The 21,921-nt window shown below is 37.8% G+C and carries 27 protein-coding genes; 18 read left to right on the forward strand and 9 right to left on the reverse strand.

What is annotated here, in order from left to right:
* Positions 1–142 precede the first annotated feature (142 nt).
* The 5 genes from gla (at position 143) to FN031_RS01035 (ending at position 4,830) form a co-directional block, all read left to right on the forward strand.
* Positions 143–1,012, forward strand: coding sequence for an aquaglyceroporin Gla (gene gla / locus FN031_RS01015; protein WP_142556849.1), 870 nt, complete (start codon positions 143–145; stop codon positions 1,010–1,012).
* A 163-nt stretch (positions 1,013–1,175) separates the two neighbouring features.
* Positions 1,176–1,706, forward strand: coding sequence for a YutD family protein (locus FN031_RS01020; protein ID WP_075567838.1), 531 nt, complete (start codon positions 1,176–1,178; stop codon positions 1,704–1,706).
* A gap of 20 nt (positions 1,707–1,726) precedes the next feature.
* Positions 1,727–2,812: a 23S rRNA (adenine(2503)-C(2))-methyltransferase RlmN gene (gene rlmN / locus FN031_RS01025; protein WP_142556851.1), complete on the forward strand. Its 1,086-nt coding sequence runs from the start codon at positions 1,727–1,729 to the stop codon at positions 2,810–2,812.
* A 1-nt stretch (position 2,813) separates the two neighbouring features.
* Complete coding sequence (locus FN031_RS01030) at positions 2,814–3,308, forward strand: VanZ family protein (protein ID WP_142556853.1); 495 nt, start codon at positions 2,814–2,816, stop codon at positions 3,306–3,308.
* On the forward strand, positions 3,289–4,830 hold the full coding sequence (locus FN031_RS01035) for an ABC-F family ATP-binding cassette domain-containing protein (RefSeq protein WP_142556855.1): 1,542 nt from the start codon (positions 3,289–3,291) through the stop codon (positions 4,828–4,830). Before FN031_RS01030 ends, FN031_RS01035 begins: the two co-directional genes overlap by 20 nt.
* A gap of 101 nt (positions 4,831–4,931) precedes the next feature.
* Here FN031_RS01035 and FN031_RS01040 read toward each other — a convergent pair whose 3' ends face one another.
* The 6 genes from FN031_RS01040 to FN031_RS01065 form a co-directional block, all read right to left on the reverse strand.
* A complete protein-coding gene (locus FN031_RS01040) occupies positions 4,932–6,236 on the reverse strand; it encodes a hypothetical protein (RefSeq protein WP_142556857.1) in 1,305 nt (434 codons plus the stop codon).
* 116 nt (positions 6,237–6,352) lie between these two features.
* Complete coding sequence (locus FN031_RS01045; RefSeq protein ID WP_142556859.1) at positions 6,353–7,648, reverse strand: MFS transporter; 1,296 nt, start codon at positions 7,646–7,648, stop codon at positions 6,353–6,355.
* A gap of 113 nt (positions 7,649–7,761) precedes the next feature.
* Entirely contained in the window at positions 7,762–8,001 is a 240-nt protein-coding gene (locus FN031_RS01050; RefSeq protein ID WP_142556861.1) for a zinc-ribbon domain-containing protein, read from the reverse strand.
* Between the two features lie 27 nt (positions 8,002–8,028).
* Positions 8,029–8,835 (reverse strand): peptidylprolyl isomerase, encoded by an 807-nt coding sequence (locus FN031_RS01055; protein WP_142556863.1) that lies wholly within the window; start codon positions 8,833–8,835, stop codon positions 8,029–8,031.
* 163 nt (positions 8,836–8,998) lie between these two features.
* Positions 8,999–9,223 carry a helix-turn-helix transcriptional regulator gene (locus FN031_RS01060; protein ID WP_001041097.1) on the reverse strand — a complete coding sequence of 75 codons (225 nt, stop codon included), beginning with the start codon at positions 9,221–9,223 and terminating at the stop codon, positions 8,999–9,001.
* A gap of 2 nt (positions 9,224–9,225) precedes the next feature.
* Positions 9,226–9,822 (reverse strand): DUF3796 domain-containing protein, encoded by a 597-nt coding sequence (locus FN031_RS01065; RefSeq protein WP_142556865.1) that lies wholly within the window; start codon positions 9,820–9,822, stop codon positions 9,226–9,228.
* 493 nt (positions 9,823–10,315) lie between these two features.
* On the opposite strand from FN031_RS01065, the gene rpsP reads away from it, so the two are divergent.
* The 9 genes from rpsP to FN031_RS01110 all read left to right on the forward strand — a co-directional run bounded on the left by rpsP (position 10,316) and on the right by FN031_RS01110 (position 15,707).
* Positions 10,316–10,588 carry a 30S ribosomal protein S16 gene (gene rpsP, locus FN031_RS01070; protein ID WP_004253064.1) on the forward strand — a complete coding sequence of 91 codons (273 nt, stop codon included), beginning with the start codon at positions 10,316–10,318 and terminating at the stop codon, positions 10,586–10,588.
* A gap of 19 nt (positions 10,589–10,607) precedes the next feature.
* A complete protein-coding gene (kphA, locus tag FN031_RS01075) occupies positions 10,608–10,847 on the forward strand; it encodes an RNA-binding protein KphA (RefSeq protein WP_075567830.1) in 240 nt (79 codons plus the stop codon).
* A gap of 44 nt (positions 10,848–10,891) precedes the next feature.
* Positions 10,892–11,236, forward strand: coding sequence for a MazG nucleotide pyrophosphohydrolase domain-containing protein (locus FN031_RS01080; RefSeq protein WP_142556867.1), 345 nt, complete (start codon positions 10,892–10,894; stop codon positions 11,234–11,236).
* Positions 11,237–11,301: 65 nt separating this feature from the next.
* Positions 11,302–12,204, forward strand: a complete 903-nt coding sequence (locus tag FN031_RS01085; protein WP_142556868.1) for a DMT family transporter — start codon at positions 11,302–11,304, stop codon at positions 12,202–12,204.
* A gap of 149 nt (positions 12,205–12,353) precedes the next feature.
* Positions 12,354–13,211, forward strand: a complete 858-nt coding sequence (locus tag FN031_RS01090) for an alpha/beta fold hydrolase (RefSeq protein ID WP_142556870.1) — start codon at positions 12,354–12,356, stop codon at positions 13,209–13,211.
* Positions 13,212–13,309: 98 nt separating this feature from the next.
* Complete coding sequence (locus tag FN031_RS01095) at positions 13,310–14,098, forward strand: alpha/beta hydrolase (RefSeq protein ID WP_142556872.1); 789 nt, start codon at positions 13,310–13,312, stop codon at positions 14,096–14,098.
* 30 nt (positions 14,099–14,128) lie between these two features.
* A complete protein-coding gene (gene rimM, locus FN031_RS01100) occupies positions 14,129–14,647 on the forward strand; it encodes a ribosome maturation factor RimM (RefSeq protein WP_142556874.1) in 519 nt (172 codons plus the stop codon).
* Positions 14,637–15,356: a tRNA (guanosine(37)-N1)-methyltransferase TrmD gene (gene trmD / locus FN031_RS01105; protein WP_142556876.1), complete on the forward strand. Its 720-nt coding sequence runs from the start codon at positions 14,637–14,639 to the stop codon at positions 15,354–15,356. The genes rimM and trmD overlap by 11 nt, the downstream gene beginning before the upstream one ends.
* Before the next feature lie 12 nt (positions 15,357–15,368).
* Positions 15,369–15,707, forward strand: a complete 339-nt coding sequence (locus FN031_RS01110; RefSeq protein WP_075567824.1) for an ATP cone domain-containing protein — start codon at positions 15,369–15,371, stop codon at positions 15,705–15,707.
* Between the two features lie 28 nt (positions 15,708–15,735).
* Here FN031_RS01110 and FN031_RS01115 read toward each other — a convergent pair whose 3' ends face one another.
* Positions 15,736–16,056 (reverse strand): hypothetical protein, encoded by a 321-nt coding sequence (locus FN031_RS01115; RefSeq protein WP_075567823.1) that lies wholly within the window; start codon positions 16,054–16,056, stop codon positions 15,736–15,738.
* A 97-nt stretch (positions 16,057–16,153) separates the two neighbouring features.
* Here FN031_RS01115 and FN031_RS01120 point away from each other — a divergent pair, with 97 nt between their 5' ends.
* Positions 16,154–16,369: a YdbC family protein gene (locus tag FN031_RS01120; protein ID WP_006145796.1), complete on the forward strand. Its 216-nt coding sequence runs from the start codon at positions 16,154–16,156 to the stop codon at positions 16,367–16,369.
* A 52-nt stretch (positions 16,370–16,421) separates the two neighbouring features.
* Here FN031_RS01120 and FN031_RS01125 read toward each other — a convergent pair whose 3' ends face one another.
* Positions 16,422–16,961 carry a biotin transporter BioY gene (locus FN031_RS01125; RefSeq protein WP_075567818.1) on the reverse strand — a complete coding sequence of 180 codons (540 nt, stop codon included), beginning with the start codon at positions 16,959–16,961 and terminating at the stop codon, positions 16,422–16,424.
* A 145-nt stretch (positions 16,962–17,106) separates the two neighbouring features.
* Entirely contained in the window at positions 17,107–18,453 is a 1,347-nt protein-coding gene (gene gor, locus FN031_RS01130) for a glutathione-disulfide reductase (RefSeq protein WP_142556877.1), read from the reverse strand.
* A gap of 238 nt (positions 18,454–18,691) precedes the next feature.
* On the opposite strand from gor, the gene FN031_RS01135 reads away from it, so the two are divergent.
* Genes FN031_RS01135 through FN031_RS01145 form a run of 3 tightly spaced genes read left to right on the forward strand, consistent with a single transcriptional unit; the run spans position 18,692 to position 21,825 of the window.
* Complete coding sequence (locus tag FN031_RS01135) at positions 18,692–19,879, forward strand: efflux RND transporter periplasmic adaptor subunit (protein ID WP_142556879.1); 1,188 nt, start codon at positions 18,692–18,694, stop codon at positions 19,877–19,879.
* A complete protein-coding gene (locus FN031_RS01140; protein WP_142556882.1) occupies positions 19,863–20,564 on the forward strand; it encodes an ABC transporter ATP-binding protein in 702 nt (233 codons plus the stop codon). The genes FN031_RS01135 and FN031_RS01140 overlap by 17 nt, the downstream gene beginning before the upstream one ends.
* 1 nt (position 20,565) lies before the next feature.
* Positions 20,566–21,825 (forward strand): ABC transporter permease, encoded by a 1,260-nt coding sequence (locus FN031_RS01145; RefSeq protein ID WP_142556884.1) that lies wholly within the window; start codon positions 20,566–20,568, stop codon positions 21,823–21,825.
* The last annotated feature ends 96 nt before the right edge of the window (positions 21,826–21,921 follow it).

Consider the following 21,921-nt stretch of genomic DNA (forward strand, 5'->3'; position numbering starts at 1 on the left):
ACAAACTCTCTTTGTTAGGTCTTTTTTGAAGAGTTAAAATAAAAGCGTTTTCCTGTGGGATTCTTTTAGAAAATCTGTTGCTAAAAGGTTTAAAAATTGATAGAATAAGGATTGTCTAAAAAATATTAAGGAGAATCTATCAATGGATTTCGCATGGGCAGTCAAATATGCCACTGAATTTTTGGGAACAGCCATCTTGATCATCTTGGGAAATGGTGCGGTTGCCAACGTTGAACTTAAAGGTACGAAAGGTCACCAAAGTGGCTGGCTCGTTATCGCTGTTGGTTACGGTATGGGGGTTATGATTCCAGCTTTGATGTTTGGTAACGTTTCTGGAAACCACATCAACCCAGCCTTCACTCTTGGACTTGCAGTTAGCGGTCTCTTCCCTTGGTCACAAGTAGCACAATACATCATCGCGCAAGTTTTGGGAGCAATCTTCGGACAAGCCTTGGTTGTTGCGACTCACCGTCCCTACTACTTGAAGACGGAAAATCCAAATAACATCCTGGGATCTTTCTCAACTATTTCAAGTTTGGATCATGGTACAAAAGAATCACGTTATGCAGCAACTGTGAACGGATTTATCAATGAGTTTATTGGATCATTTGTTCTTTTCTTTGCAGCACTTGGTTTGACAAAGAACTTCTTTGGAGCTGAAGTCCTCCAATACATGAAACAAATGGCAACTCAAGCTGGTCAAAATGTTGACTTCTCTGACTTGGCAATTAAAGCTCAAACAGCACCACACACAACAGCAGGTGTTGCAGTAGGTCATATGGCACTTGGTTTCTTGGTAATGGCTTTGGTTACTTCACTTGGTGGACCTTCAGGACCAGGTTTGAACCCAGCCCGTGACTTTGGACCTCGTCTTCTTCACGCTGTACTCCCTAAATCAATCCTTGGTGAACACAAGGGTGATTCAAAATGGTGGTATGCTTGGGTACCAGTAGTTGCACCGATTGCTGCTGCTATTGCCGCTGTAGCACTTTTCAAATTACTTTACCTATAATATTTAAAAACTGGGTTTCCCCAGTTTTTTCTTTTTTGTACAGTTGTGTCTTTTAGAATTATAGGGTGAAATAGTCAGACTTTTTTCATTTTAAATCAAAAGCTGTAAATATGGCAAAAATATGGTAAAATAAAGTATTAAGTAAACGTTAAAAAGGAAGATTATGCGTAAAGAAATTGCACCTGAATTATACAATTACAATAAATTCCCTGGTCCGGAATTTCATCTGAATGATACTAAGGTTGAAGCTGAAGGTTTTTCTTTTATCTTGGTTGAAAATAGCAAGGATGCTTTTGATGCAACGGCTTTTACTCAACGTTTTTCCGAAGTTTTAAACAAGTATGATTATATAGTAGGTGACTGGAGTAATGAACAGTTGCGCTTACGTGGATTTTATAAAAATGAACGAGCTGAAGAATCTTTAGAAAAAATCAGTCGTTTACAGGATTATCTACTTGAGTACTGTAGTTATGGTTGTGCCTATTTCGTTTTAGAAAACCAGGCGCCTAAACGAGCATCTTTCGACCAGAAGATTCGCAAAAAAGAGGAAGAAAAAGACTCTCGAAGAGGCAAGAAACCTTCCCAAAACAAGAAAAAAAATCATACAGACAAAAGAAATAGACGTCGTCGAAAAGAGCAAAAACCTCAAAAAGAGGTTAAGGAAGACCGTCATTTTGTTATTCGTCAGAAATGACCAAAGAATAAGGAGAGAAGATGAAACCGTCGATTTATAGTTTAACACGCCAAGGCATGCAAGAATGGGTCTTGGAGCAAGGAGAAAAGAAATTCCGTGCTGATCAGATTTGGGAGTGGCTTTACCGTAAACGTGTTCAGACATTTGAAGAAATGACTAACTTATCTAGGGATTTGATTGCCAAACTAAACGAGCAGTTTGTAGTCAATCCCTTGAAACAACGTATCGTTCAAGAGTCAGCCGATGGTACTGTGAAGTACCTCTTTGAGTTACCAGATGGTATGCTGATTGAGACGGTGCTTATGCGTCAACACTACGGTTTATCAGTCTGTGTAACAACTCAGGTAGGATGTAATATCGGTTGTACCTTCTGTGCGTCAGGTTTAATCAAGAAGCAACGTGACCTCAATAACGGAGAAATTGTAGCTCAAATTATGTTGGTTCAAAAATATTTTGACGAACGTGGTCAAGATGAGCGTGTTAGCCATATCGTTGTTATGGGTATTGGAGAACCATTTGATAACTACAATAACGTTTTGAACTTTATTCGTACCATCAATGACGATAAGGGAATGGCAATCGGCGCTCGTCATATCACCGTATCAACTTCTGGTTTGGCTCACAAGATTCGTGATTTTGCTAATGAAGGAGTACAGGTTAACCTTGCTGTTTCTCTTCATGCTCCAAACAATGAACTGCGTTCAAGCATTATGAAGATTAACCGTGCCTTTCCAATTGAAAAACTCTTTGCAGCGATTGAGTATTACATCGAAACAACCAACCGCCGTGTAACTTTTGAGTATATCATGCTCAATGAAGTCAATGACGGAGTCGAACAAGCACTTGAGTTGGCAGAATTGCTGAAAAACATTAAGAAATTGTCATATGTCAACTTGATTCCTTATAACCCGGTCAGTGAGCACGACCAATACAGTCGTAGTCCTAAAGAGCGTGTAATGGCCTTCTATGATACGCTCAAGAAAAAAGGCATCAACTGTGTTGTTCGTCAGGAACACGGTACAGATATCGATGCCGCATGTGGACAATTGCGTTCAAATACCATGAAACGTGATCGCCAAAAAGCAGTAGCTGAAGTAAATCCATAAGATGAATCGAAAAAAATTACTAAGCCTGGGAATCGTGTTATACAGTCTTTGTATCGTCTGTTTTTGTTTTACTCCCCAGCCTCAACTTCCTACAGGAGTGGAAACTCCAGGTATTCAAACTTTTGGACGCCTGGTTTTTCTTTTGACGCCTTTTAACTCTTTGTGGAACCTGGGAGAAGTAACCAGCCCTATACAACTATTTTGGATTTTTTTGCAAAACGCCTTAAATGTCCTCTTGCTCTTCCCATTAATTTTCCAGCTTCTCTATCTCATCCCTAGTCTAAGAAAAACGAAGAGAGTGATTTTGTTAAGCTTTTTATTGAGCTTAAGCATCGAGTGCACACAGCTAGTTTTAGACTTTTTCTTTGATTTCAATCGGGTCTTTGAGATTGATGATTTATGGACCAATACTTTAGGTGGCTACCTAGCCTGGGTCCTCTATAAACTACTACATAAAAACAAGATAAGGAATAAAAATGAGTATCTTAGAAGTTAAAAATTTAAGTCACGGTTTTGGTGACCGTGCGATTTTTGAAGACGTGTCCTTTCGTCTCCTCAAGGGGGAACATATCGGACTAGTCGGTGCCAACGGTGAAGGAAAATCAACCTTCATGAGCATCGTAACTGGAAAAATGTTACCTGATGAAGGTAAGGTGGAATGGTCTAAATATGTGACAGCAGGCTACCTTGACCAGCATGCAGTTCTCAAAGAAGGTCAAACTGTGCGTGATGTTTTGCGTACAGCCTTTGACGAATTATTCAAAGCCGAAGCACGTATCAATGAACTCTACATGGAAATGGCAGAAGAGGGAGCTGATATTGATGCATTGATGGAAGAAGTTGGCGAACTTCAAGACCGTTTGGAAAGTCGTGACTTCTATACCTTGGATGCTAAGATTGACGAAGTCGCGCGTGCTCTTGGTGTCATGGATTATGGTATGGATACGGACGTAACAGCCTTATCTGGTGGACAAAGAACCAAGGTACTCTTGGCTAAACTCCTCCTTGAAAAGCCAGATATCCTACTTCTTGATGAGCCAACCAACTATCTAGATGCGGAGCATATTGATTGGCTCAAGCGTTATCTTCAAAACTATGAGAATGCCTTTGTTCTTATCTCTCACGATATTCCATTCCTCAATGATGTGATCAATATCGTATATCACGTTGAAAATCAACAGTTGACACGCTACTCTGGCGATTACTACCAGTTCCAAGAGGTCTATGCCATGAAGAAATCGCAACTGGAAGCAGCCTATGAGCGTCAACAGAAAGAAATTGCTGATCTCAAGGATTTCGTAGCCCGTAATAAGGCGCGTGTTGCTACCCGTAATATGGCAATGTCTCGCCAGAAGAAATTGGATAAGATGGACATTATCGAGCTTCAAAGTGAGAAACCAAAGCCGTCCTTTGATTTTAAACCAGCTCGTACACCTGGACGCTTTATCTTCCAAGCCAAAGACTTGCAGATTGGTTACGACCGCCCACTTACAAAACCATTAAATCTTACCTTTGAACGCAATCAAAAGGTTGCCATTATTGGTGCCAATGGTATCGGTAAAACAACCCTCTTGAAGTCTCTTTTGGGTATTATCCCGCCAATTGCTGGGGAAGTTGAACGCGGTGATTATCTAGAACTTGGCTACTTTGAGCAAGAAGTGGAAGGCAGCAATCGTCAGACACCTTTAGAAGCTGTTTGGAATGCCTTTCCAGCTCTCAACCAAGCAGAAGTCCGTGCAGCCCTTGCTCGCTGTGGTTTGACGACTAAGCATATCGAAAGCCAAATTCAAGTCTTATCAGGTGGGGAACAAGCCAAGGTTCGTTTCTGTCTTTTGATGAATCGTGAGAATAATGTCCTTGTTCTAGACGAACCTACCAACCACTTGGATGTGGATGCCAAGGATGAACTAAAACGAGCACTGAAAGAATATAAAGGTTCTATCCTTATGGTTTGCCACGAACCAGACTTCTATGAAGGCTGGATGGATCAAATCTGGGATTTTAATGAACTAACATAAATAGTTAAAAAAAATCCAAGTCTCGTTGACTTGGATTTTTTATGAGGGTTGCAAATAGTAGAAGTCGTACTGTTATCAACTTGTTTTAGTATCAAAAATAACTAATTTGTTTGATTTTCTTCGATTACATCCTCTTCAAAGTGTCCCACACCATCTTCAACAACAAATGGGAAGGTAACTTTCTTTTGGATTCCATTTTCATCATAAGAACAACTGATGTTATAGATTCCATCGGAAAATGAATTTTTTGGTAAAGATAAGATTCTTTCCTTTAAGGTCTCCACAGGACTACCATTTTCTACCTTGATTTTCGAAAGGTCGAAATCAAAATCGAGAGTAAGACCTTTGTTTTTCATGAAATCTTTTGTTGTAATATTATAAAAACCAGCAGCGTCAGAATCGCCTTTTTCTCGATTGCTGACAGCCTGTGCAATAATTGCAATATAGTAGTTTTCTATAGGATATTTTCTAAATTCAAAACTAGAAGCAATTTTTTCTGGTGTATCAAAAAGCTTATTTATTTTGTCAGCAGTAGCATTTTTGAAACTATCTTCTTCTTGTTGTAGATTCGGTCTTTCTTTGTATACATCTAGCAAGAAACTAAATTCGTCTTGTTTGACAGTGTGAAACAGTGCCTTTTCTTTGTCATTAAGAAGTGTTTCGAGATCTGTTCCTGAAGGAAGAAAGAAATTTGATAAATGTTCTCCGTCTACTTTATGAATTTTTGCGTAAATATATTCTTTTAAAATAGTTCCATCCGATAATTTTTCTGTATATGTTAGCTTGTAGACTGTTCCGTTAAACGCTTCAATCTCTCTGTGTTTCTCAACTAACTCAACCTTTCCCTTAAGCCCAAGTGATTGGAATTCCTCAGCAAAATCGGGAGTAGAGTATGTAATGGCTGGCGAAGAGGGAGAGAAAGAGATTGTAAGCAGTGTTAGGTTAGTATAAAAAATTACCGTAACTCCAAAGATAAAACCAAGTATGGCCAAAATATCTTTCCCTTGTCCTAACTTTATTGTCTGATAAATACTGATAAGGAGAATGATAGAGTACACAATACTAGCGCTAACTAGTAGTGGATAATTATCAAGGAAATTAAGTGGAGCCGCTCGCTTAAAACCTATTATTTGCATGAAAAATCCAATTGTAGCTAGAACTAACTGTATAGTAGAAGTCTTTTGGATTAACTCATTATCTTTAAAGGAGGCTTTTAATTTTGAAATATCTCTAAAAATAAAAATATTTCCTAGCACTATTCCAGCATATGAGGCGAAAAATGCAGGCCACAAGATTATAAAAGCAAAACCTCCGGAATCATAAGTAATCGAATAAACGACATTAAAGATTAAATACGAAAATAAGAGTAAACCAAGCCGGAATAGGTTTATTTTATAAGGTTTCATAGGAAAACCTCCTTTGTTACTGTTAACTGTATTATATCATAACTGGATAAGAAAATAGAGCGCTTACATGGAACTGTAAAATCAAAAATCCAAATCTATTTGACTTGGATTTTTGACTAATTTAGTTGCTTAACAGTGTCTTTCTCAAAGTAACTCTTACCATTTTCAACAACCATCGTGATGGTGATGTCGATATATTTACCGTCAGATAAAGTGCTAACAGTGAATTTATAGATACCATCGGATAGCGTTCCAACTGGAAGTGATGTTAATTTATCTTTTAAGTAGTCTACACGATTATCATTTTTATTATTCTGTGTATCCTCGATGACACTAAAATTTAAGTGCTTGATAGAAATGATTAGAGATTTATTGTTGATATGCTTGTTAATATCGATATTGTAAAATCCTGCAATATCCGTATCTCCATTTTCTCTGTTTTTTACAGCTTCTTTAATTAGAATACTATAAAATTTTCTTTTGTCAGCTGGTGTAATCTCGACAGAATAATTCTCTAGTAATTTGAAACCAACTGCCTCATTAAGTTTAGTCACTATATCATCTTTTAGATTTAGATCTCTTATTCTTTCTTCGTAGACTTTTAGGACAAATTCAAATTGTTCAAGTGTAACTTTATCAAATAACTCTTTTTCCGTATCGTTTTCAAGATAGGAACGAATTTCTTTTTTGTCCTTTTCATCTAATGTTGTCACGTGTGTTCCATTATGAACATCAGAAACATAAATAAAATCGATAAAACTTTCTCCGTTCGATAAAGTCTCATTATAGAATAAAGTAGTAAGTGTTCCGTTATAAGGCTCGATTAAATGTTTTTTCTCATATACTTCGACTTTTCCTTTTAGGCCAAAGTCTTTAAAGTCCTGTACATATTGATCCGTCGACCCCCATACTGAAACTTTGCTATTGGTGATTAACAATAAATTACATAACAAAACGACTATAGTCCCAAAAACAAAACTTGATTTGTTTGAGGTTTTATCGTATAGCTTAAGTTTCACTTTTTGAAAGTGACCAATAAAGAAGATAATAGTGTATAGGAGACTAACACTTAACAATGTCGGGAAATTGTCAATATAATTGATTGGCCACCAACGTAGATATGCCATATTTGATAATTGTAAGCAAACTCCGATAGTCGCTAAAATTAGTTGTATATTACTAGTCTTTCGAACTAAGGGATTCTCTTTATAGGTTGATTTTAATTTGAGAGGATCCCTAAAGGCAAAAAAATTACCTAAAAGAATCAAACCTATTGCTAAAAAGAATACAGGCCATAGAATAAAAAAAGCATAACCTGCTGAATAGAAGAGGGCAAAATAAACTAGATTATAGATTAAATATCCTAATAAGACCAAGCAAAGTCTTATCAAGCTTATTTTATATGGTTTCATAGAAAGCCTCCATAAATTGTTAACTCTATTATACCATAGAATTATACGCAAGGGAGCGCTTTCAGAATTGTTACTGACTAATGAAAAAGATAGGTCTATTGACCTATCTTTTATTAATAGTTTAGATATTGTTCAATCTCAGACTTTTGAATTTCTTTTCCATAGTGACATATCGGGCAAGAAACGAAATAAGTTTTTCCGTAAGGAAAGAGTGGAATCCAGTAAAGAGTAAATTTACGTCCGTATTCCGTAATTTCCCAAGTACCAACATTGTTACAATGGCCACACTCGATAGCAGTTTGTGTATTTCCCAATACTTTTTGGTAACCTTTTGACCCCCAAAATAGAATCATTTTATAATCTCCTTAAAGTTAATGATGTTATTGTTTACTGAAATCGTAGTCTTTCACAATTTCAATGCTATCAATTGTGATAGCAGTAGTTGGTTTATCTTTTTCATCTTTTTCAGCCTTAGCAATCTTATCTACAACGTCCATACCTTCTATGACTTGTCCAAAGACAGGGTGCTTGCCATCAAGACTAGGATTTCCACCTTCTTTGTAGGCTTCGATAATTTTCTTAGGATAGCTACTTGTAGGAAGTTTAGCAGAATAGTCTGTTGTACTTTGATTGATAAAGAATTGGCTACCATTGGTATTTGGCTGTCCAGTATTTGCCATTGAAAGGGAGCCACGGATATTGTATAGATAAGGAGAGATTTCATTTTTAAAACCAGTTCCAGTATCCTTGGTATTATCCTTGCCATGCCAGATAGATTCACCACCGGTGCCATTTCCTTTTGGATCTCCGCCTTGAATCATAAATCCGTCAATCACACGATGGAAGGTAACTCCATTGTAATAACCTTCTTTAGCGTGAGTAAGGAAGTTTTCAACGGCAAGTGGAGCTAACTTTGGAAAGAGCTTGATGCGGATATCGCCTAGGCTTGTGTGGAGGATAGCTTCAGCCTCGTCCTCAGCAACTTCCTTAGAAAGTTGAGGGAAGTTAGCATTTTCATTTGTCAAGGCATCTTTTAAGTCAGCAGCTTCTTTGTTTGCAGCTTTTGAACGTTCTTCTTCAGCAATTTTTGTATCAACGTAATCATCCCCACGAAGTGTACGTTTGAGACTAGTACATCCAGCAAGGACAAAAGTAGAAACTAAGAGAAGTGTAGCTATTTTTTTCATAGTAATCCTTTCAAGAATCATTTATACTATTGTACCTTAATTGACAAAGGATTTCAAATATTAGTAGTTTACAGAACTGGCTTAGATAATAGTTGGGATTTCATCATCATCTTGAAAATCTTCAACATTAATCAATGAACTTAATGCTAGGTCTCGAAAAGAGTTATGCTTCCTCTTTCTGTCTGAGTTCAAAGAGGTCTTCTACTTTCAGATTAAAAACTTGAGCAATTTTAAGAGCCATTTCCAGCGAAGGATTGTAACGGTTATTTTCCAAGTGCAGAATTGTCTCGCGTCGCATGCCGATGAGGTCGGCTAACTCCTGCTGGGTCATGCCTGTGGACTCACGAACAGATTTGAGATTAGTAATAATCTTGCTTTCTTTTGCCATGCTTATCCTCTCCGTTCTAAGATAAGATAGACAACCGCAAAGATGAGAATCAAGGCAGCTATGCTAATAAAGATCTGGCCCATGTAAAGAGTGAGAGACCCCATATACCCAATGATAACTGCTAGGATCATCAGTGCGCCTAGTATAAAAACAAACATCAAGCTAGCTGCCTTGGCTAAATTAGCATAAAAGCGTTCGTCCGGAGTTTCCTTGACATTTTTAAAACAGAAAAAACCAAATACACTCACTTCAATAACGAGGCCAATTCCCAAAATCCATTCTCTAATACCAGAGCTTTCGCTAGGGGTTGCAACCAAAAACCCTACTGTATAAAAAATGCTTGCTGCCAACACAAGTACCGTGTAAAGCTTAGCAGACAAGTCAAAAATAGTCTTCTCCTTATCTTTCTGAATCTTATGAGGCCGTGGTTTCATACGTAGCCAGCTCCAAATAGCTATAATTTGACCTTGCACTGAAATACCAGTAATAACTAACTTGGGTCCCAAACTAAGATTAGAACCAAATAAAACAATAAAATCAATAAAGAGAGCTACGGCAATCATTGCAATGAGGCCACGCATTTTTTGACTTTTTTTCATGATAGACTCCTTTTTGTGTTATAAATATATCACACTTAGATTTATGTTATAAATATATCACATTTAAATTTAGAAAGCAAGAATTTATGTGTCAATGTGGTAATTATTTGAAAAAATTTTTTAATTAAAGACCTCGCTAGTCAAACAACTAAAAAATTGTTTGAAGCAATGCATCGGATTTGGTTTGGATAGTTTTGTTAATAAGTCCTTGTTTCATTTGGGAACGTGCTTGGGATTTAGGAGCCAAGCTTGGACATTACGATTTGGAGAGATATAGGACTTGACAGGGTAGTCTTTATAGATAGTATCAAAAGTAGTATTCATAAAGTTTCTCTTTCTAATTTATCCCTATTAGTCTAATAAATTTCTAAAAATTTTAAAGTCTGTCAAGTTTTTTTCTTGACACCTCTCGAAAATCTGTTATAATAGAACATGTGCTAAATAGCTTAGCTATTTCACCGAAATAAAAAATAAAAGAAAAGAGATATTAAAAATGGCAGTAAAAATCCGTTTGACTCGTATGGGTTCTAAGAAAAAACCTTTCTACCGTATTAACGTAGCAGATTCACGTTCACCACGTGATGGACGTTTCATCGAAACAGTTGGAACTTACAACCCACTTGTTGAAGAAAACCAAGTGACTTTGAAAGAAGACCGTATTCTTGCATGGTTGGCTGATGGAGCTCAACCTTCAGATACAGTTCGCAACATCCTTTCAAAAGAAGGCGTATTAAAGAAATTCCACGATTCTAAATTCTCAAAATAAGTTTAAAGTAGGTTGACAGATGGATACGATTGAAAATCTCATTATTGCAATTGTGAAACCTTTGATTTCACAACCAGATGCCTTAACTATCAAAATTCAAGACACTCCAGAGTTTATGGAATACCATTTGAATCTTGACCAGAGTGATGTAGGTCGTGTGATTGGACGTAAAGGTCGCACTATCTCAGCGATAAGAACGATTGTCTACTCTGTCCCAACTGAAGACAAAAAAGTAAGAATCGTTATTGATGAAAAATAAAAAGAGCGGGACTTAGGTCTCGCTTTTTTTGCAAGGAGAATAGCATGAAAGATGTAACTATTAGACAATTAGAGGCCTATTTGTTAGAACATTACAAGAAATCACGAACAGAGGAAGGTCTTTTTATAAAATTAGTTGAAGAGGTCGGAGAAGTAGCTGAAGTTTTGAATGGACGTTCTGGGCGAAAAGCAGGGGTTCAAGACTCAAATATTGAATTAGCAATCGAACTAGCTGATATTATTCACTATACAGTTGCGATTGCAGCTATAAATAATATTGATTTAACGAAGACAATTTTTGAGAAAGACAAGAAAGCATCTGTTAAATACAATCATGACCGAAATCTAGAACAGTATCTTGATGAGACTAACGAAAGCAGTCATCATTAAATACCAGTTCTGAATCTGATACATTTTTACTTGATGATATCTAGATGCAAAAGGAGTTATAAATTATGAACGAAAAAACAAAAGCCTATTTGGCAGCCGTATCTTTTTCAACTATTATTGGGTTTTCTTTTCTATTTACCAAGGTTGCCTTAGGATTTGCTAGTCCTTTGACAAACTTAGCCCATCGTTATACTGTGGCAGCTCTAGTCTTATTCATTCTTCAACAAACCAAGGTGATACAGGTAAAACTTACAAAAGAGGATATTTTATCAATCTTACCAATGAGTCTCTTTTATCCCCTCCTCTTTTTTATGTTTCAATCTTTTGCTCTCCAGTATATCTCATCCTCCGAAGCTGGAATTTTGCAAGCCCTGGTGCCCATCATTACTCTCGTTTTGGCCTCAATATTCTTAAAGGAAAAAACCACGATGGTTCAAAAGTTTTTTCTTTTTCTTTCAGTAGCAGGTGTTGTTTATATTTTCCTCAGTAAGGGTGCTAATTTCGATGCAGGGGCAGGTATCTTTGGCTATGTCTTGATGCTTGGATCTGTTTTCTCAAATGCCATTAATAATATCCTTAGCAAGTACAAGGGAGGCCAGTACAAGGTTATGGACCTGACTGTAGTTGTGATTCTAGTCGGCTTTATTGTTTTTAATTGCTTAAGTCTCTTTTCTTACATCGCAAGTAGCAATCTAATGGGATATTTTGAACCCCTTGGTCATGTTGGCTATATCTTTTCTATCCTCTATTTAGGAATTCTAGCCTCAATCGTAACAGCGGCTTTATCTATTTATGCTATTGTTAGACTAGGAGCATCAACAGTTAGTGTTTTTGGAAATCTAGGAACTGTTTTAACCATTGTAGCAGGAGCGGTAATTCTGCAGGAGCCAATTTATAGTTATCACTTGCTTGGTGCATCCATGATTATTGCTGGAATTTTAGGCATGAATCTGATGAGAAAAAAGTAAAGATTGCTTAGCAGTCTTTTTCTTTATCTAAATGATGCAGAAAATTCAAAATTTTTAATAAAATTAGGTCTGGAAAACGATGATTTTAATATAGCATGATAAAATAGATAAAAAGAATGATATTAGGATAAAGAGGAGAGAGTATAGAAATGAAGCCAAATGATATTGCTGAAGCTATTGCTTTTTATAACAGAGAACCCGAGACTTTGGTACGCCACATTATACCAGTATTAGATTGTGATTTGGTTGTTTATCATCGTCCTGGAAACGGAAGTAAAGGCCACATTATTTTCTATCATGGAGCTTGTGGCCGTAGTCAGATGTGGGCCCACCAGTATGATGCTTTTGATGGATTTGACCTCTACTTTGTCAATGTTCGAGGACAGGGTGAATCACCTATGAAAGTTGGTTTACCTGACTTGGAAGGCGCTGTTCAAGATGTAGATGCTATTTTGTCCTATTTCCAGTTGGATAAGGTGATATTGGTTGGTCATTCTTGGGGAGGAAATCCACTTCAAGAGTACACCTATCGCCATCCAGAAAGAGTCCTAGCCTTAGTCATGGTAGATAGTTGGGGACAGCATCGTTACCTATCAGATAAAGAAAGAGGTCGAATCAAATATAGTTCTCTTATGTATAAAACGATTCCTTGGAAGGTGATTGCTGATAAGAACTCAAAAATGTGTAGTGATAATCCTATCACAAGAGAACTAGTCAAAACTGCCATTCTAGAAACTGGGCGAGATGTTTTTTTGAACCTTGGAATCACAGGTTTCTTGGCAGTCCATGAGATAGAAGGATATAAAGGAAATCCTCCCATGCTATTAGTAAGAGGCGAAAATGATTTTCCCAAACACCTAAAAATAATCTATGATGGTATCATTGCTCTAAATCCCAATGCGCGTCAAGTAACGATTTCAGATAGTAAACACCAACCGATGAATGACCACCCTAAAGAGTTTAATCAGATAGTTGGTGATTTTTTTGAAGAAGTAGTAGCCTTGTAAGATAGAACCTATCCAACTTGTGAAAATCCCTGGAACGTGATAAAATAAAGGATAAGGGTTTTTAATAAATCATTGTTATAGAATGAGTGGATTTCTTTATGAAACGGTTTGAAGTAACTACAAAAATTGGTAGTCTCTCTGTTACTTATAAAAAGCAAAAGAAAGTGCTTGTCTGTTTAAATGGCGCAGGTTTGCTACCAAGTTATGAAAATTTTTCACTTATACTTGAAAAACTTCCTCCCACAATTGGTTATTTGACAATTGATTTTCCAAACACAGGCAGGAGTCCGATTCATGACCAAGCTGGAAAAAAACTGGATAATCTTGTAGACGCGGTTTATGAAGTACTTGAAGAATTGGCGATTTCTGAATATATACTTTGTGTACATAGTTTGAGTGGAATTTTAGCTTGCAAATTGCTCAACAAATCAATTAAGTGTAAGGCTTTACTAGCAATTGAACCAACAACTAAAAAAGTAATGTTTTCTGATTTTTCAGAAAATCCCTATCCAGAAATGGAAGAGCAGATGAGGTTGATTGACGAGTGTGGTCCTGAACTTTATTTTAAGAACTTAACTCAAGCAACATTTAGTCCTGAAACTAATAAAGAAATCTGGAAAATAATGCAAGAAAAAGGCTCAGAGTTGGAAAATCAAGATACAAAATTTCGAATATCTGGAGAGATTACTGAGGAAGATTTTGAGAATGTATCTATAGAAGCTCATGTCCCTGTATTTATTTTTTGTCAGGCTTATAGAGAAAAAGAGTACAGAGACTCAGAATATTGGACTTCCAATACTAAACTCATTTTGGGAGGGAATCACCACTATTTACAATGGTCAGAATCAGAAAAAATTACGACTATTATTCGAGAATTGTCAGAATAAGATGGAAAGAAGGAGAGTACAGGAGACAAGATGAACTACTTTAACGTTGGGAAAATCGTCAATACGCAAGGCTTGCAGGGTGAAATGCGAGTCTTGTCCGTGACAGATTTTTCTGAAGAACGCTTTAAAAAAGGCGCAGAGTTAGCCTTGTTTGATGAAAAGGATCAGTTTGTTCGAACAGTGGTTATTGCTAGCCACCGTAAGCAAAAGAACTTTGATATTGTCAAGTTCAAGGATATGTATCACATCAATGATATTGAAAAATATAAAGGACATAGTTTAAAAGTTGCTGAAGCTAATCTCAATGATCTTGATGAAGGTGAGTTTTACTACCATGAGATTATTGGATTAGAGGTATATGAAAACGATCAGCTAATCGGCACCATTAAGGAAATCCTTCAACCAGGAGCTAATGATGTTTGGGTGGTTAAACGTAAAGGTAAACGAGACCTTCTCTTACCTTATATTCCGCCAGTTATTCTCAATGTTGATATTCCTAATAACCGTGTCGATGTAGAACTCTTAGAAGGGTTAGACGATGAAGATTGATATTTTAACCCTCTTTCCTGAAATGTTTTCACCGCTAGAGCATTCGATTGTTGGGAAAGCTCGTGAAAAGGGACTTTTAGATATTCAATACCATAATTTTCGAGACTATGCAGAAAAAGCTCGTCATGTGGATGACGAACCATATGGTGGTGGCCAAGGTATGCTACTTCGAGCACAACCAATCTTTGATGCCTTTGATGCGATTGAAAAGAATAATCCGCGCGTGATTCTCCTAGACCCAGCTGGGAAACAGTTTGACCAAGCCTATGCTGAAGATTTGGCTCAAGAAGAGGAACTCATCTTTATCTGTGGGCACTATGAGGGCTATGATGAGCGTATTAAGACCTTAATTACAGATGAAATATCTCTTGGAGATTATGTACTAACTGGAGGAGAGCTTGCAGCAATGACCATGATTGATGCTACAGTTCGCTTGATACCAGAGGTGATTGGTAAAGAATCTAGTCATCAAGATGATAGTTTTTCATCAGGCCTACTCGAATATCCTCAGTATACACGGCCTTATGACTATCGTGGTATGGTGGTTCCAGAGGTACTTATGAGTGGTCACCATGAGAAGATTCGACAATGGCGACTCTATGAAAGTCTTAAGAAAACTTACCAACGTAGGCCAGATTTGCTGGAAAATTATGAATTGACAGCAGAAGAAGAAAAAATGTTGGCTGAAATTAAAGAAAAAAACGATTAAAAGGAGAAACTTATGCAAGTAATTAAACGTGATGGACAAGTCGCAGACTTTAACCCAGATAAAATCTATCAGGCTATTCTGAAAGCTGCACAGACAGTTTATGTCTTGACAGATGATTTACGCCAAAATCTCGCCCAAGTCACTAAGAAAGTTGTGTTGGATCTTGAAGAAGCAAAAGTGGAACGTGCAACTATCAGCATGATCCAGTCAATGGTTGAGCACCGCTTACTAGGTGCAGGCTACATCACTATTGCTGAACACTATATCTCTTACCGTCTGCAACGTGACTTGGAGAGAAGTGGCTATGGTGATCACATAGCTGTTCACTTACATTTTGAACAAATTCGCTAAGCTAAAAGAGTGAGATGATAGAAACATCTCACTCTTTCTTAAATCTGTTTTTTTGTGCAGTTTGAACGGTTGAAGGGACAAAACTAACCCTTCGAATATCGGATATTCGGATAATACGAGTAATATTTTTTGCAAAATTTTTAACAATCAGTTGCTGGCGCTCAGTATCGTATTTTATGATATCTCCAGTAAAGCTAGTCTCAGAAAAAATAATATGAACAGCTGTTTTTTTCTGAATGGCTTGCTGAATAGTAGTAGCTAATGAATTATTTTGGATTGGGGTAGGCTCATCTTGTCCATAAAGGAAGCTTTGGACTTTTTCTAGCGTTTTTTTGAATAAAAGTTTCATAAGAGCCTCCTTTCTAATCTATCATTATTATATAAAAATTATAGAAAATCTACAAGATTTTACGAATAATCAGTAGAATACAAAAAAGGAGAAAAACATGGCTGAATTTACTTTTGAAATTGAAGAACACTTACTTACCCTATCTGAAAATGAAAAAGGATGGACTAAAGAAATCAATCGTGTTAGTTTTAATGGAGCACCAGCAAAGTTTGATATTCGTAGTTGGAGCCCCGATCACACAAAGATGGGAAAAGGAATTACACTTTCAAACGAAGAGTTTCAAGTGATGGTGGATGCCTTTAAGAACCAATAAGCATTCATTTAAGAAGAACCGAAAAAAGGCAGGGAAAATCCCGGCCTCTTTTTTATTTGCTTGAAAAATAGGGTTGAGTACGGAGACGTTGAAGTAGTGGTCGGCTGATAAAGCTAATTGCTACAATTTTAGCAAGATCAGGGATGATAAATGGAATGACACCGACAGCCAATGCTTTATCAAAAGGCATCCCAGCTAGGAAGTGGAGACTGAGAATACCACCTACAAAGACAAGAGAATCACCCAAGAGATTCGCAAAGAAAATACGTAAGACGCCACTATTTGTGTGAATGAGATAGGAAGCAAGTCCAGCATAGACAAGGTCGAACCAAAGATAACCAGCACTTGGGCCTACCAAAACATGAAAACCAGCTCCTCCGCTAGCGAAAACAGGAAGACCAATGGCGCCAAGTAATAGATATAGTCCAACAGAGAGGACGGCTTCTCTAGGTCTAAAAACAGTAGCTATCAGTCCAATAGCAAAGTTCTGCAGAGTGAAAGGAACAGGACCAATGGGAATACTAATCTGGGCTAATACTGCAATAAGAGCAGCTCCTATAGCAGGAATGGCATAGATATGTGCTTTTTTCAAAATAGTTAACCTCTTTTTTTATTTATAGTAACTATTATATAATCTTGTTAGATAAAGTCAACTGTTAATTTTGAAATAGTTAACTCTTTTTGTGACGGCCGATTTGAAATCAATAAAAAAGACCTAAATGGTCTCTTTTAATTGATTAACGCATAGTAACAAATTCTTCTGAACCTGTTGGATGGATAGCGACAGTAGCATCAAAGTCAGCTTTTGTAGCTCCCATCTTGATAGCAACTGCAAAACCTTGAATCATTTCGTCAACTCCGTAGCCGATTCCATGAAGGCCAACTACCTTTTCGTCTACACCAGCTGTAACGAGTTTAAAACGAGCCTCTTGGCGATGACTAGTAACTGCAGAATACATAGAAGCAAATTTTGAAGTATAAACTTTGACGTTTTCTTGGCCGTACTCTTTGATAGCTTCTTCCTCAGTCAGACCGACTGTTCCGATTGCTGGGTGTGAGAAAACCACAGTTGGAATAGTCGTGTAGTCCATTTTAGCATTGGTTTTACCGTTGAAAAGTCTTTCGGATAGGGTACGACCAGCCTTGATAGCAACAGGAGTTAGTTCCTTTTCACCTGTGACATCTCCAAGAGCGTAGATACCTTCAACGACAGTATTTTGGTATTCATCAACCTGGATAAAGCCGCGTTCATTGAGGGTGACACCAGCTTTTTCGAGTTGAAGTCCTTCAACATTTGGACGGCGACCAGTTGCCCAGATAACTTGACTGGCAGTATGAGTGCTGCCATCTTCGAAATGAATGGTAATACCTTGTTCAGTTTCTTCAAGTTTAACAGGAACCTTATGTGTGTGGAGGTTTAGTCCTGTATTTTCCATTTCTTGAACTAGACTCTCAACGATATAGCTATCAAATCCACGTAGTGGACGTTCACGACGGACAAATAAATCTGTCTGAACACCAAGTGTATGGAGTACACCAGCTAATTCGACAGCAATGTAACCAGCACCCAGAATAGCTACTGATTCAGGCAACTCTTCCCAGGCGAAGACATCATCTGAGCTACCACCTAGTTCAGCACCAGGAATAGAAGGGATATGAGGATGAGCTCCAGTCGCAATCACAATATGCTTAGCGTGGATCAACTCACCGTTAACTCTGATAGTATGAGCATCAACGAACTCGGCACGTCCTTCAATCAAATCAACTCCGTTACGCTTGAAGCTTCCATCATAAGAAGAACGAGCACGGTCAATATAGGCTTCACGATTCTTACGAAGAGTTGCATAATCAAATTTGTTCCCAGTACTTGTAAAACCATAGTCAGGTCCATATTTGTGGATACTTTCTGCGATTTGGGCTCCATACCACATGATTTTTTTAGGTACACAACCCATATTAACGCAGGTTCCTCCTAGTTTGTTTTCTTCAATAACTGCAGCTTTAGCACCATGTTCACCAGCACGGTTCATGGTAGCAATGCCCCCGCTACCTCCACCGATGGCGATAATATCATATTCTCTCATAGAAAGCTCCTTTACTTGTTTTCTAGTCATATTCTATCTTTTTTTGGAGGCCAATGCAAAAATCTGCTACGCTTAAAATTTTTAAGAAAATGCTTGCAAAAATAAAAAAGAAGGTGTATTATATAACTAATACAACAATAAAAGATTCAGCGAATAGTTTTGGATAGTTAGAAAGCAATTGTCCATTTTTAGGTCTTGTGCTATAATCTTAATATATGTTTATAAAAGAGGTATTGAAATGAAAAAGAAGTCACAATCTAAAAAATGGCCTTTATATACAGCTATTGGCGTTGCGACAGCCCTTGTACTAGGAGCAGGAGCTATCCTACTGTTTAGACAACCGGGTGAGACAGTAGCTAGTGATGAACCAAGTCATATTGTCATTGCAAAAGAAGGGACAGTTGCATCATCAGTTCTCTTATCTGGTAGTGTAACTGCTCAGAATGAGCAATACGTCTATTTTGATGGCAGCAAGGGTGAACTAGATGAGGTCTTGGTTTCGGTTGGAGATCAGGTTAGTGAAGGGCAAGCTTTAGTAAAGTATAGCAGTTCTGAAGCGCAGGCTGCTTATGATGCTGCTACTCGCGCCATTGCTAAGGCTGACCGTCATATCAATGAATTATACCAAGCGCGCAATAGTGCAGAGGCAACGCCAGCTATTCCTCAAGCAGGACTCGAAGGTAGTGTAGATGGAGCTCAAGCTCAAACTTCTGGTTCATCAGTTTCTTCTATTGATTCTCAAATTAGTGATGCTCGTGATACTCGTGCAGATGCAGTAGCTCAACAAGAAAAAGCATTAGCTCAGTTGAATGCAACGACGGTATTAAGCACAGTTGAAGGAACGGTCGTTGAGGTAAACAGAAATGTTTCAAAATCTCCAACTGGAAATAGTCAAGTTCTGGTTCATATTGTAAGTAATGATAATTTACAGGTTAAAGGAGAACTATCTGAGTATAATCTTGCTAACCTTTCAGTCGGTCAAGAAGTTACATTTACTACTAAGGTTTATCCTGATAAGACTTGGACTGGTAAGATTTCTTATATCTCAAACTATCCAAAAAATAACAGTGAATCAAGTTCTAGCTTAAATGCATCTAATTCAGGATCTAAATATCCTTTCACTATTGATGTTACAAGTGAAGTTGGAGATTTGAAACAAGGATTTACTGTAAGCATTGAAGTTAAGAATAGTAGCAAGGCCTTGATTGTTCCAATTACTAGTGTGGTCATGGAAGATGAAAAGAACTTTGTATGGATTCTTGACGAGAATAAGAAAGCTAAAAAAGTTGAAGTTGGATTGGGTAATGCGGACGCAGAAAACCAAGAAATCACATCTGGTTTGACAGATGGAGCAAAAGTCATCAGTAATCCGACAGCTTCCTTAGAAGAAGGAAAAGAGGTGAAGACTGATGAAACAGCTAATTAGCCTCAAAAATATTTGCCGTAGCTATCGTAATGGAGATCAAGAATTACAGGTTCTGAAGAATATTAATTTAGAAGTTCATGAAGGTGAATTCGTAGCAATCATGGGACCGTCTGGTTCTGGTAAGTCTACTCTCATGAATATTATTGGAATGTTGGATACCCCTACAAGCGGTGAGTACTACTTAGAAGAAAAAGAAGTCGCTGGTTTGGGTGAAAAACAGTTAGCTAAAGTTCGAAATCAAGAGATTGGATTTGTTTTTCAACAGTTTTTTCTCTTATCTAAGATGGATGCATTGCAAAATGTGGAATTGCCTTTGATTTATGCGGGGGTTTCTGCTTCAAAACGGCGTAAACTAGCTAAGGAATATCTAGAAAAAGTAGAATTAACTGACAGAAGCCATCACTTACCATCGGAATTATCAGGTGGTCAGAAGCAGAGAGTAGCCATAGCGCGTGCTCTCGTTAACAATCCTTCTATTATTCTGGCAGATGAACCTACAGGAGCCCTGGATACTAAAACAGGAAATCAAATCATGCAACTCTTAGTTGAATTAAACAAAGAAGGAAAAACCATCATCATGGTTACGCATGAACCTGAAATTGCTGCTTACGCCAAAAGACAAATTGTCATTCGTGACGGTATCATTTCGTCTGATAGTGTCCAAGTAGAAAAGGAGGAAAACTAAGATGCAGAATCTGAAATTTGCCTTTTCATCTATCATGGCTCACAAGATGCGCTCCTTCTTGACCATGATCGGTATTATCATCGGTGTTTCCTCTGTTGTTGTTATCATGGCTTTGGGAGATTCCATGTCTCGTCAGGTCAATAAAAACATGACCAAGTCTCAGAAAGACATTCATGTCTTTTTCTCACCTACAAAGAGTAAGGACGGATCCTTTACCCAGAAGCAATCTGCTCTAACTCTGTCTGGTAAAGAGGAAGATGTTATTGTTGAACCACCAAAACCTCAAGAAGCTTGGGTTAAGGAAGCAGCTAAGCTCAAGGGAGTGGATAGCTACTACGTAACTAACTCGATGAATGTGACCTTGACCTACAAGGATAAAAAGGTCGAACACGCTAACATGACGGGTGGGAATGTCACTTATATGGATGCGGTCGAAAATAAAATCATTGCAGGTCGAAGTCTTAGAGCGCAGGATTATAAGGATTTTGCAAACGTGATCATTTTAGATGAAGAACTTGCTAATAGCCTTTTTGGTTCAGCAAAAGAAGCCCTCAACCAAATTGTTGAAGTAAATGAAATCAGTTACCGTGTTATTGGTGTTTATGCAAGTAAAGAAGCTAAGGCTGCTAAAACTTTTGGGATTGGAGGAATGCCAATCACGACCAATATTTCCTTGGCAGCTAATTTTAACACAGACGAGATTTCAAATATTGTCTTTCGTGTTAACGATACGAGCTTGACTCAGACTTTAGGTCCAGAATTGGCAAGAAGAATGACGGAGATTGCAGGTCTCCAACAAGGGGAGTATCAGATAGCTGATGCAACGGAAGCCTTCAACGAAGTGCAACAAATGTTCGGCTTCATAACAACGATTATTAGTGCCATTGCGGGGATTTCCCTCTTTGTTGGTGGTACGGGTGTTATGAACATTATGCTTGTTTCGGTGACAGAGCGTACCCGTGAGATTGGTTTACGGAAAGCACTAGGAGCAACTCGGGCTAATATCCTAGTTCAGTTCTTGATTGAATCCATGATTTTAACCTTGTTAGGAGGATTCATTGGTCTTGTGCTGGCTGCAGGGGTGACCATGCTTGCAGGAGTTCTTCTTCAAAACTTGATTGCAGGAATCGAGGTTGGCGTATCCATCCCAATCGCTCTCTTTAGTTTAGCGGTCTCAGCAGGTATCGGTATGATATTCGGTGTTCTACCAGCCAATAAAGCTTCTAAGCTAGATCCAATCGAAGCCCTTCGCTATGAATAAGATAATCAACAGGAAAACAAGATGGACACAAGTCTGTCTTGTTTTTGTATGGATTTCCTTATCGAAAATCATCAAAATATGATATAATGAAGTGTT

Origin of the sequence: Streptococcus mitis, assembly GCF_902159415.1 — a bacterium.
GTDB classification, from domain to species: domain Bacteria; phylum Bacillota; class Bacilli; order Lactobacillales; family Streptococcaceae; genus Streptococcus; species Streptococcus mitis_BG.

Excerpts from the sequence above, each read along its gene's own strand:
- gla (WP_142556849.1), top strand. The coding sequence starts at position 143 with ATGGATTTCGCATGGGCAGTCAAATATGCCACTGAATTTTTGGGAACA.
- FN031_RS01020 (WP_075567838.1), top strand. The coding sequence starts at position 1,176 with ATGCGTAAAGAAATTGCACCTGAATTATACAATTACAATAAATTCCCT.
- rlmN (WP_142556851.1), top strand. The coding sequence starts at position 1,727 with ATGAAACCGTCGATTTATAGTTTAACACGCCAAGGCATGCAAGAATGG.
- FN031_RS01030 (WP_142556853.1), top strand. The coding sequence starts at position 2,814 with ATGAATCGAAAAAAATTACTAAGCCTGGGAATCGTGTTATACAGTCTT.
- FN031_RS01035 (WP_142556855.1), top strand. The coding sequence starts at position 3,289 with ATGAGTATCTTAGAAGTTAAAAATTTAAGTCACGGTTTTGGTGACCGT.
- FN031_RS01040 (WP_142556857.1), bottom strand. The coding sequence starts at position 6,236 with ATGAAACCTTATAAAATAAACCTATTCCGGCTTGGTTTACTCTTATTT.
- FN031_RS01045 (WP_142556859.1), bottom strand. The coding sequence starts at position 7,648 with ATGAAACCATATAAAATAAGCTTGATAAGACTTTGCTTGGTCTTATTA.
- FN031_RS01050 (WP_142556861.1), bottom strand. The coding sequence starts at position 8,001 with ATGATTCTATTTTGGGGGTCAAAAGGTTACCAAAAAGTATTGGGAAAT.
- FN031_RS01055 (WP_142556863.1), bottom strand. The coding sequence starts at position 8,835 with ATGAAAAAAATAGCTACACTTCTCTTAGTTTCTACTTTTGTCCTTGCT.
- FN031_RS01060 (WP_001041097.1), bottom strand. The coding sequence starts at position 9,223 with ATGGCAAAAGAAAGCAAGATTATTACTAATCTCAAATCTGTTCGTGAG.
- FN031_RS01065 (WP_142556865.1), bottom strand. The coding sequence starts at position 9,822 with ATGAAAAAAAGTCAAAAAATGCGTGGCCTCATTGCAATGATTGCCGTA.
- rpsP (WP_004253064.1), top strand. The coding sequence starts at position 10,316 with ATGGCAGTAAAAATCCGTTTGACTCGTATGGGTTCTAAGAAAAAACCT.
- kphA (WP_075567830.1), top strand. The coding sequence starts at position 10,608 with ATGGATACGATTGAAAATCTCATTATTGCAATTGTGAAACCTTTGATT.
- FN031_RS01080 (WP_142556867.1), top strand. The coding sequence starts at position 10,892 with ATGAAAGATGTAACTATTAGACAATTAGAGGCCTATTTGTTAGAACAT.
- FN031_RS01085 (WP_142556868.1), top strand. The coding sequence starts at position 11,302 with ATGAACGAAAAAACAAAAGCCTATTTGGCAGCCGTATCTTTTTCAACT.
- FN031_RS01090 (WP_142556870.1), top strand. The coding sequence starts at position 12,354 with ATGAAGCCAAATGATATTGCTGAAGCTATTGCTTTTTATAACAGAGAA.
- FN031_RS01095 (WP_142556872.1), top strand. The coding sequence starts at position 13,310 with ATGAAACGGTTTGAAGTAACTACAAAAATTGGTAGTCTCTCTGTTACT.
- rimM (WP_142556874.1), top strand. The coding sequence starts at position 14,129 with ATGAACTACTTTAACGTTGGGAAAATCGTCAATACGCAAGGCTTGCAG.
- trmD (WP_142556876.1), top strand. The coding sequence starts at position 14,637 with ATGAAGATTGATATTTTAACCCTCTTTCCTGAAATGTTTTCACCGCTA.
- FN031_RS01110 (WP_075567824.1), top strand. The coding sequence starts at position 15,369 with ATGCAAGTAATTAAACGTGATGGACAAGTCGCAGACTTTAACCCAGAT.
- FN031_RS01115 (WP_075567823.1), bottom strand. The coding sequence starts at position 16,056 with ATGAAACTTTTATTCAAAAAAACGCTAGAAAAAGTCCAAAGCTTCCTT.
- FN031_RS01120 (WP_006145796.1), top strand. The coding sequence starts at position 16,154 with ATGGCTGAATTTACTTTTGAAATTGAAGAACACTTACTTACCCTATCT.
- gor (WP_142556877.1), bottom strand. The coding sequence starts at position 18,453 with ATGAGAGAATATGATATTATCGCCATCGGTGGAGGTAGCGGGGGCATT.
- FN031_RS01135 (WP_142556879.1), top strand. The coding sequence starts at position 18,692 with ATGAAAAAGAAGTCACAATCTAAAAAATGGCCTTTATATACAGCTATT.
- FN031_RS01140 (WP_142556882.1), top strand. The coding sequence starts at position 19,863 with ATGAAACAGCTAATTAGCCTCAAAAATATTTGCCGTAGCTATCGTAAT.
- FN031_RS01145 (WP_142556884.1), top strand. The coding sequence starts at position 20,566 with ATGCAGAATCTGAAATTTGCCTTTTCATCTATCATGGCTCACAAGATG.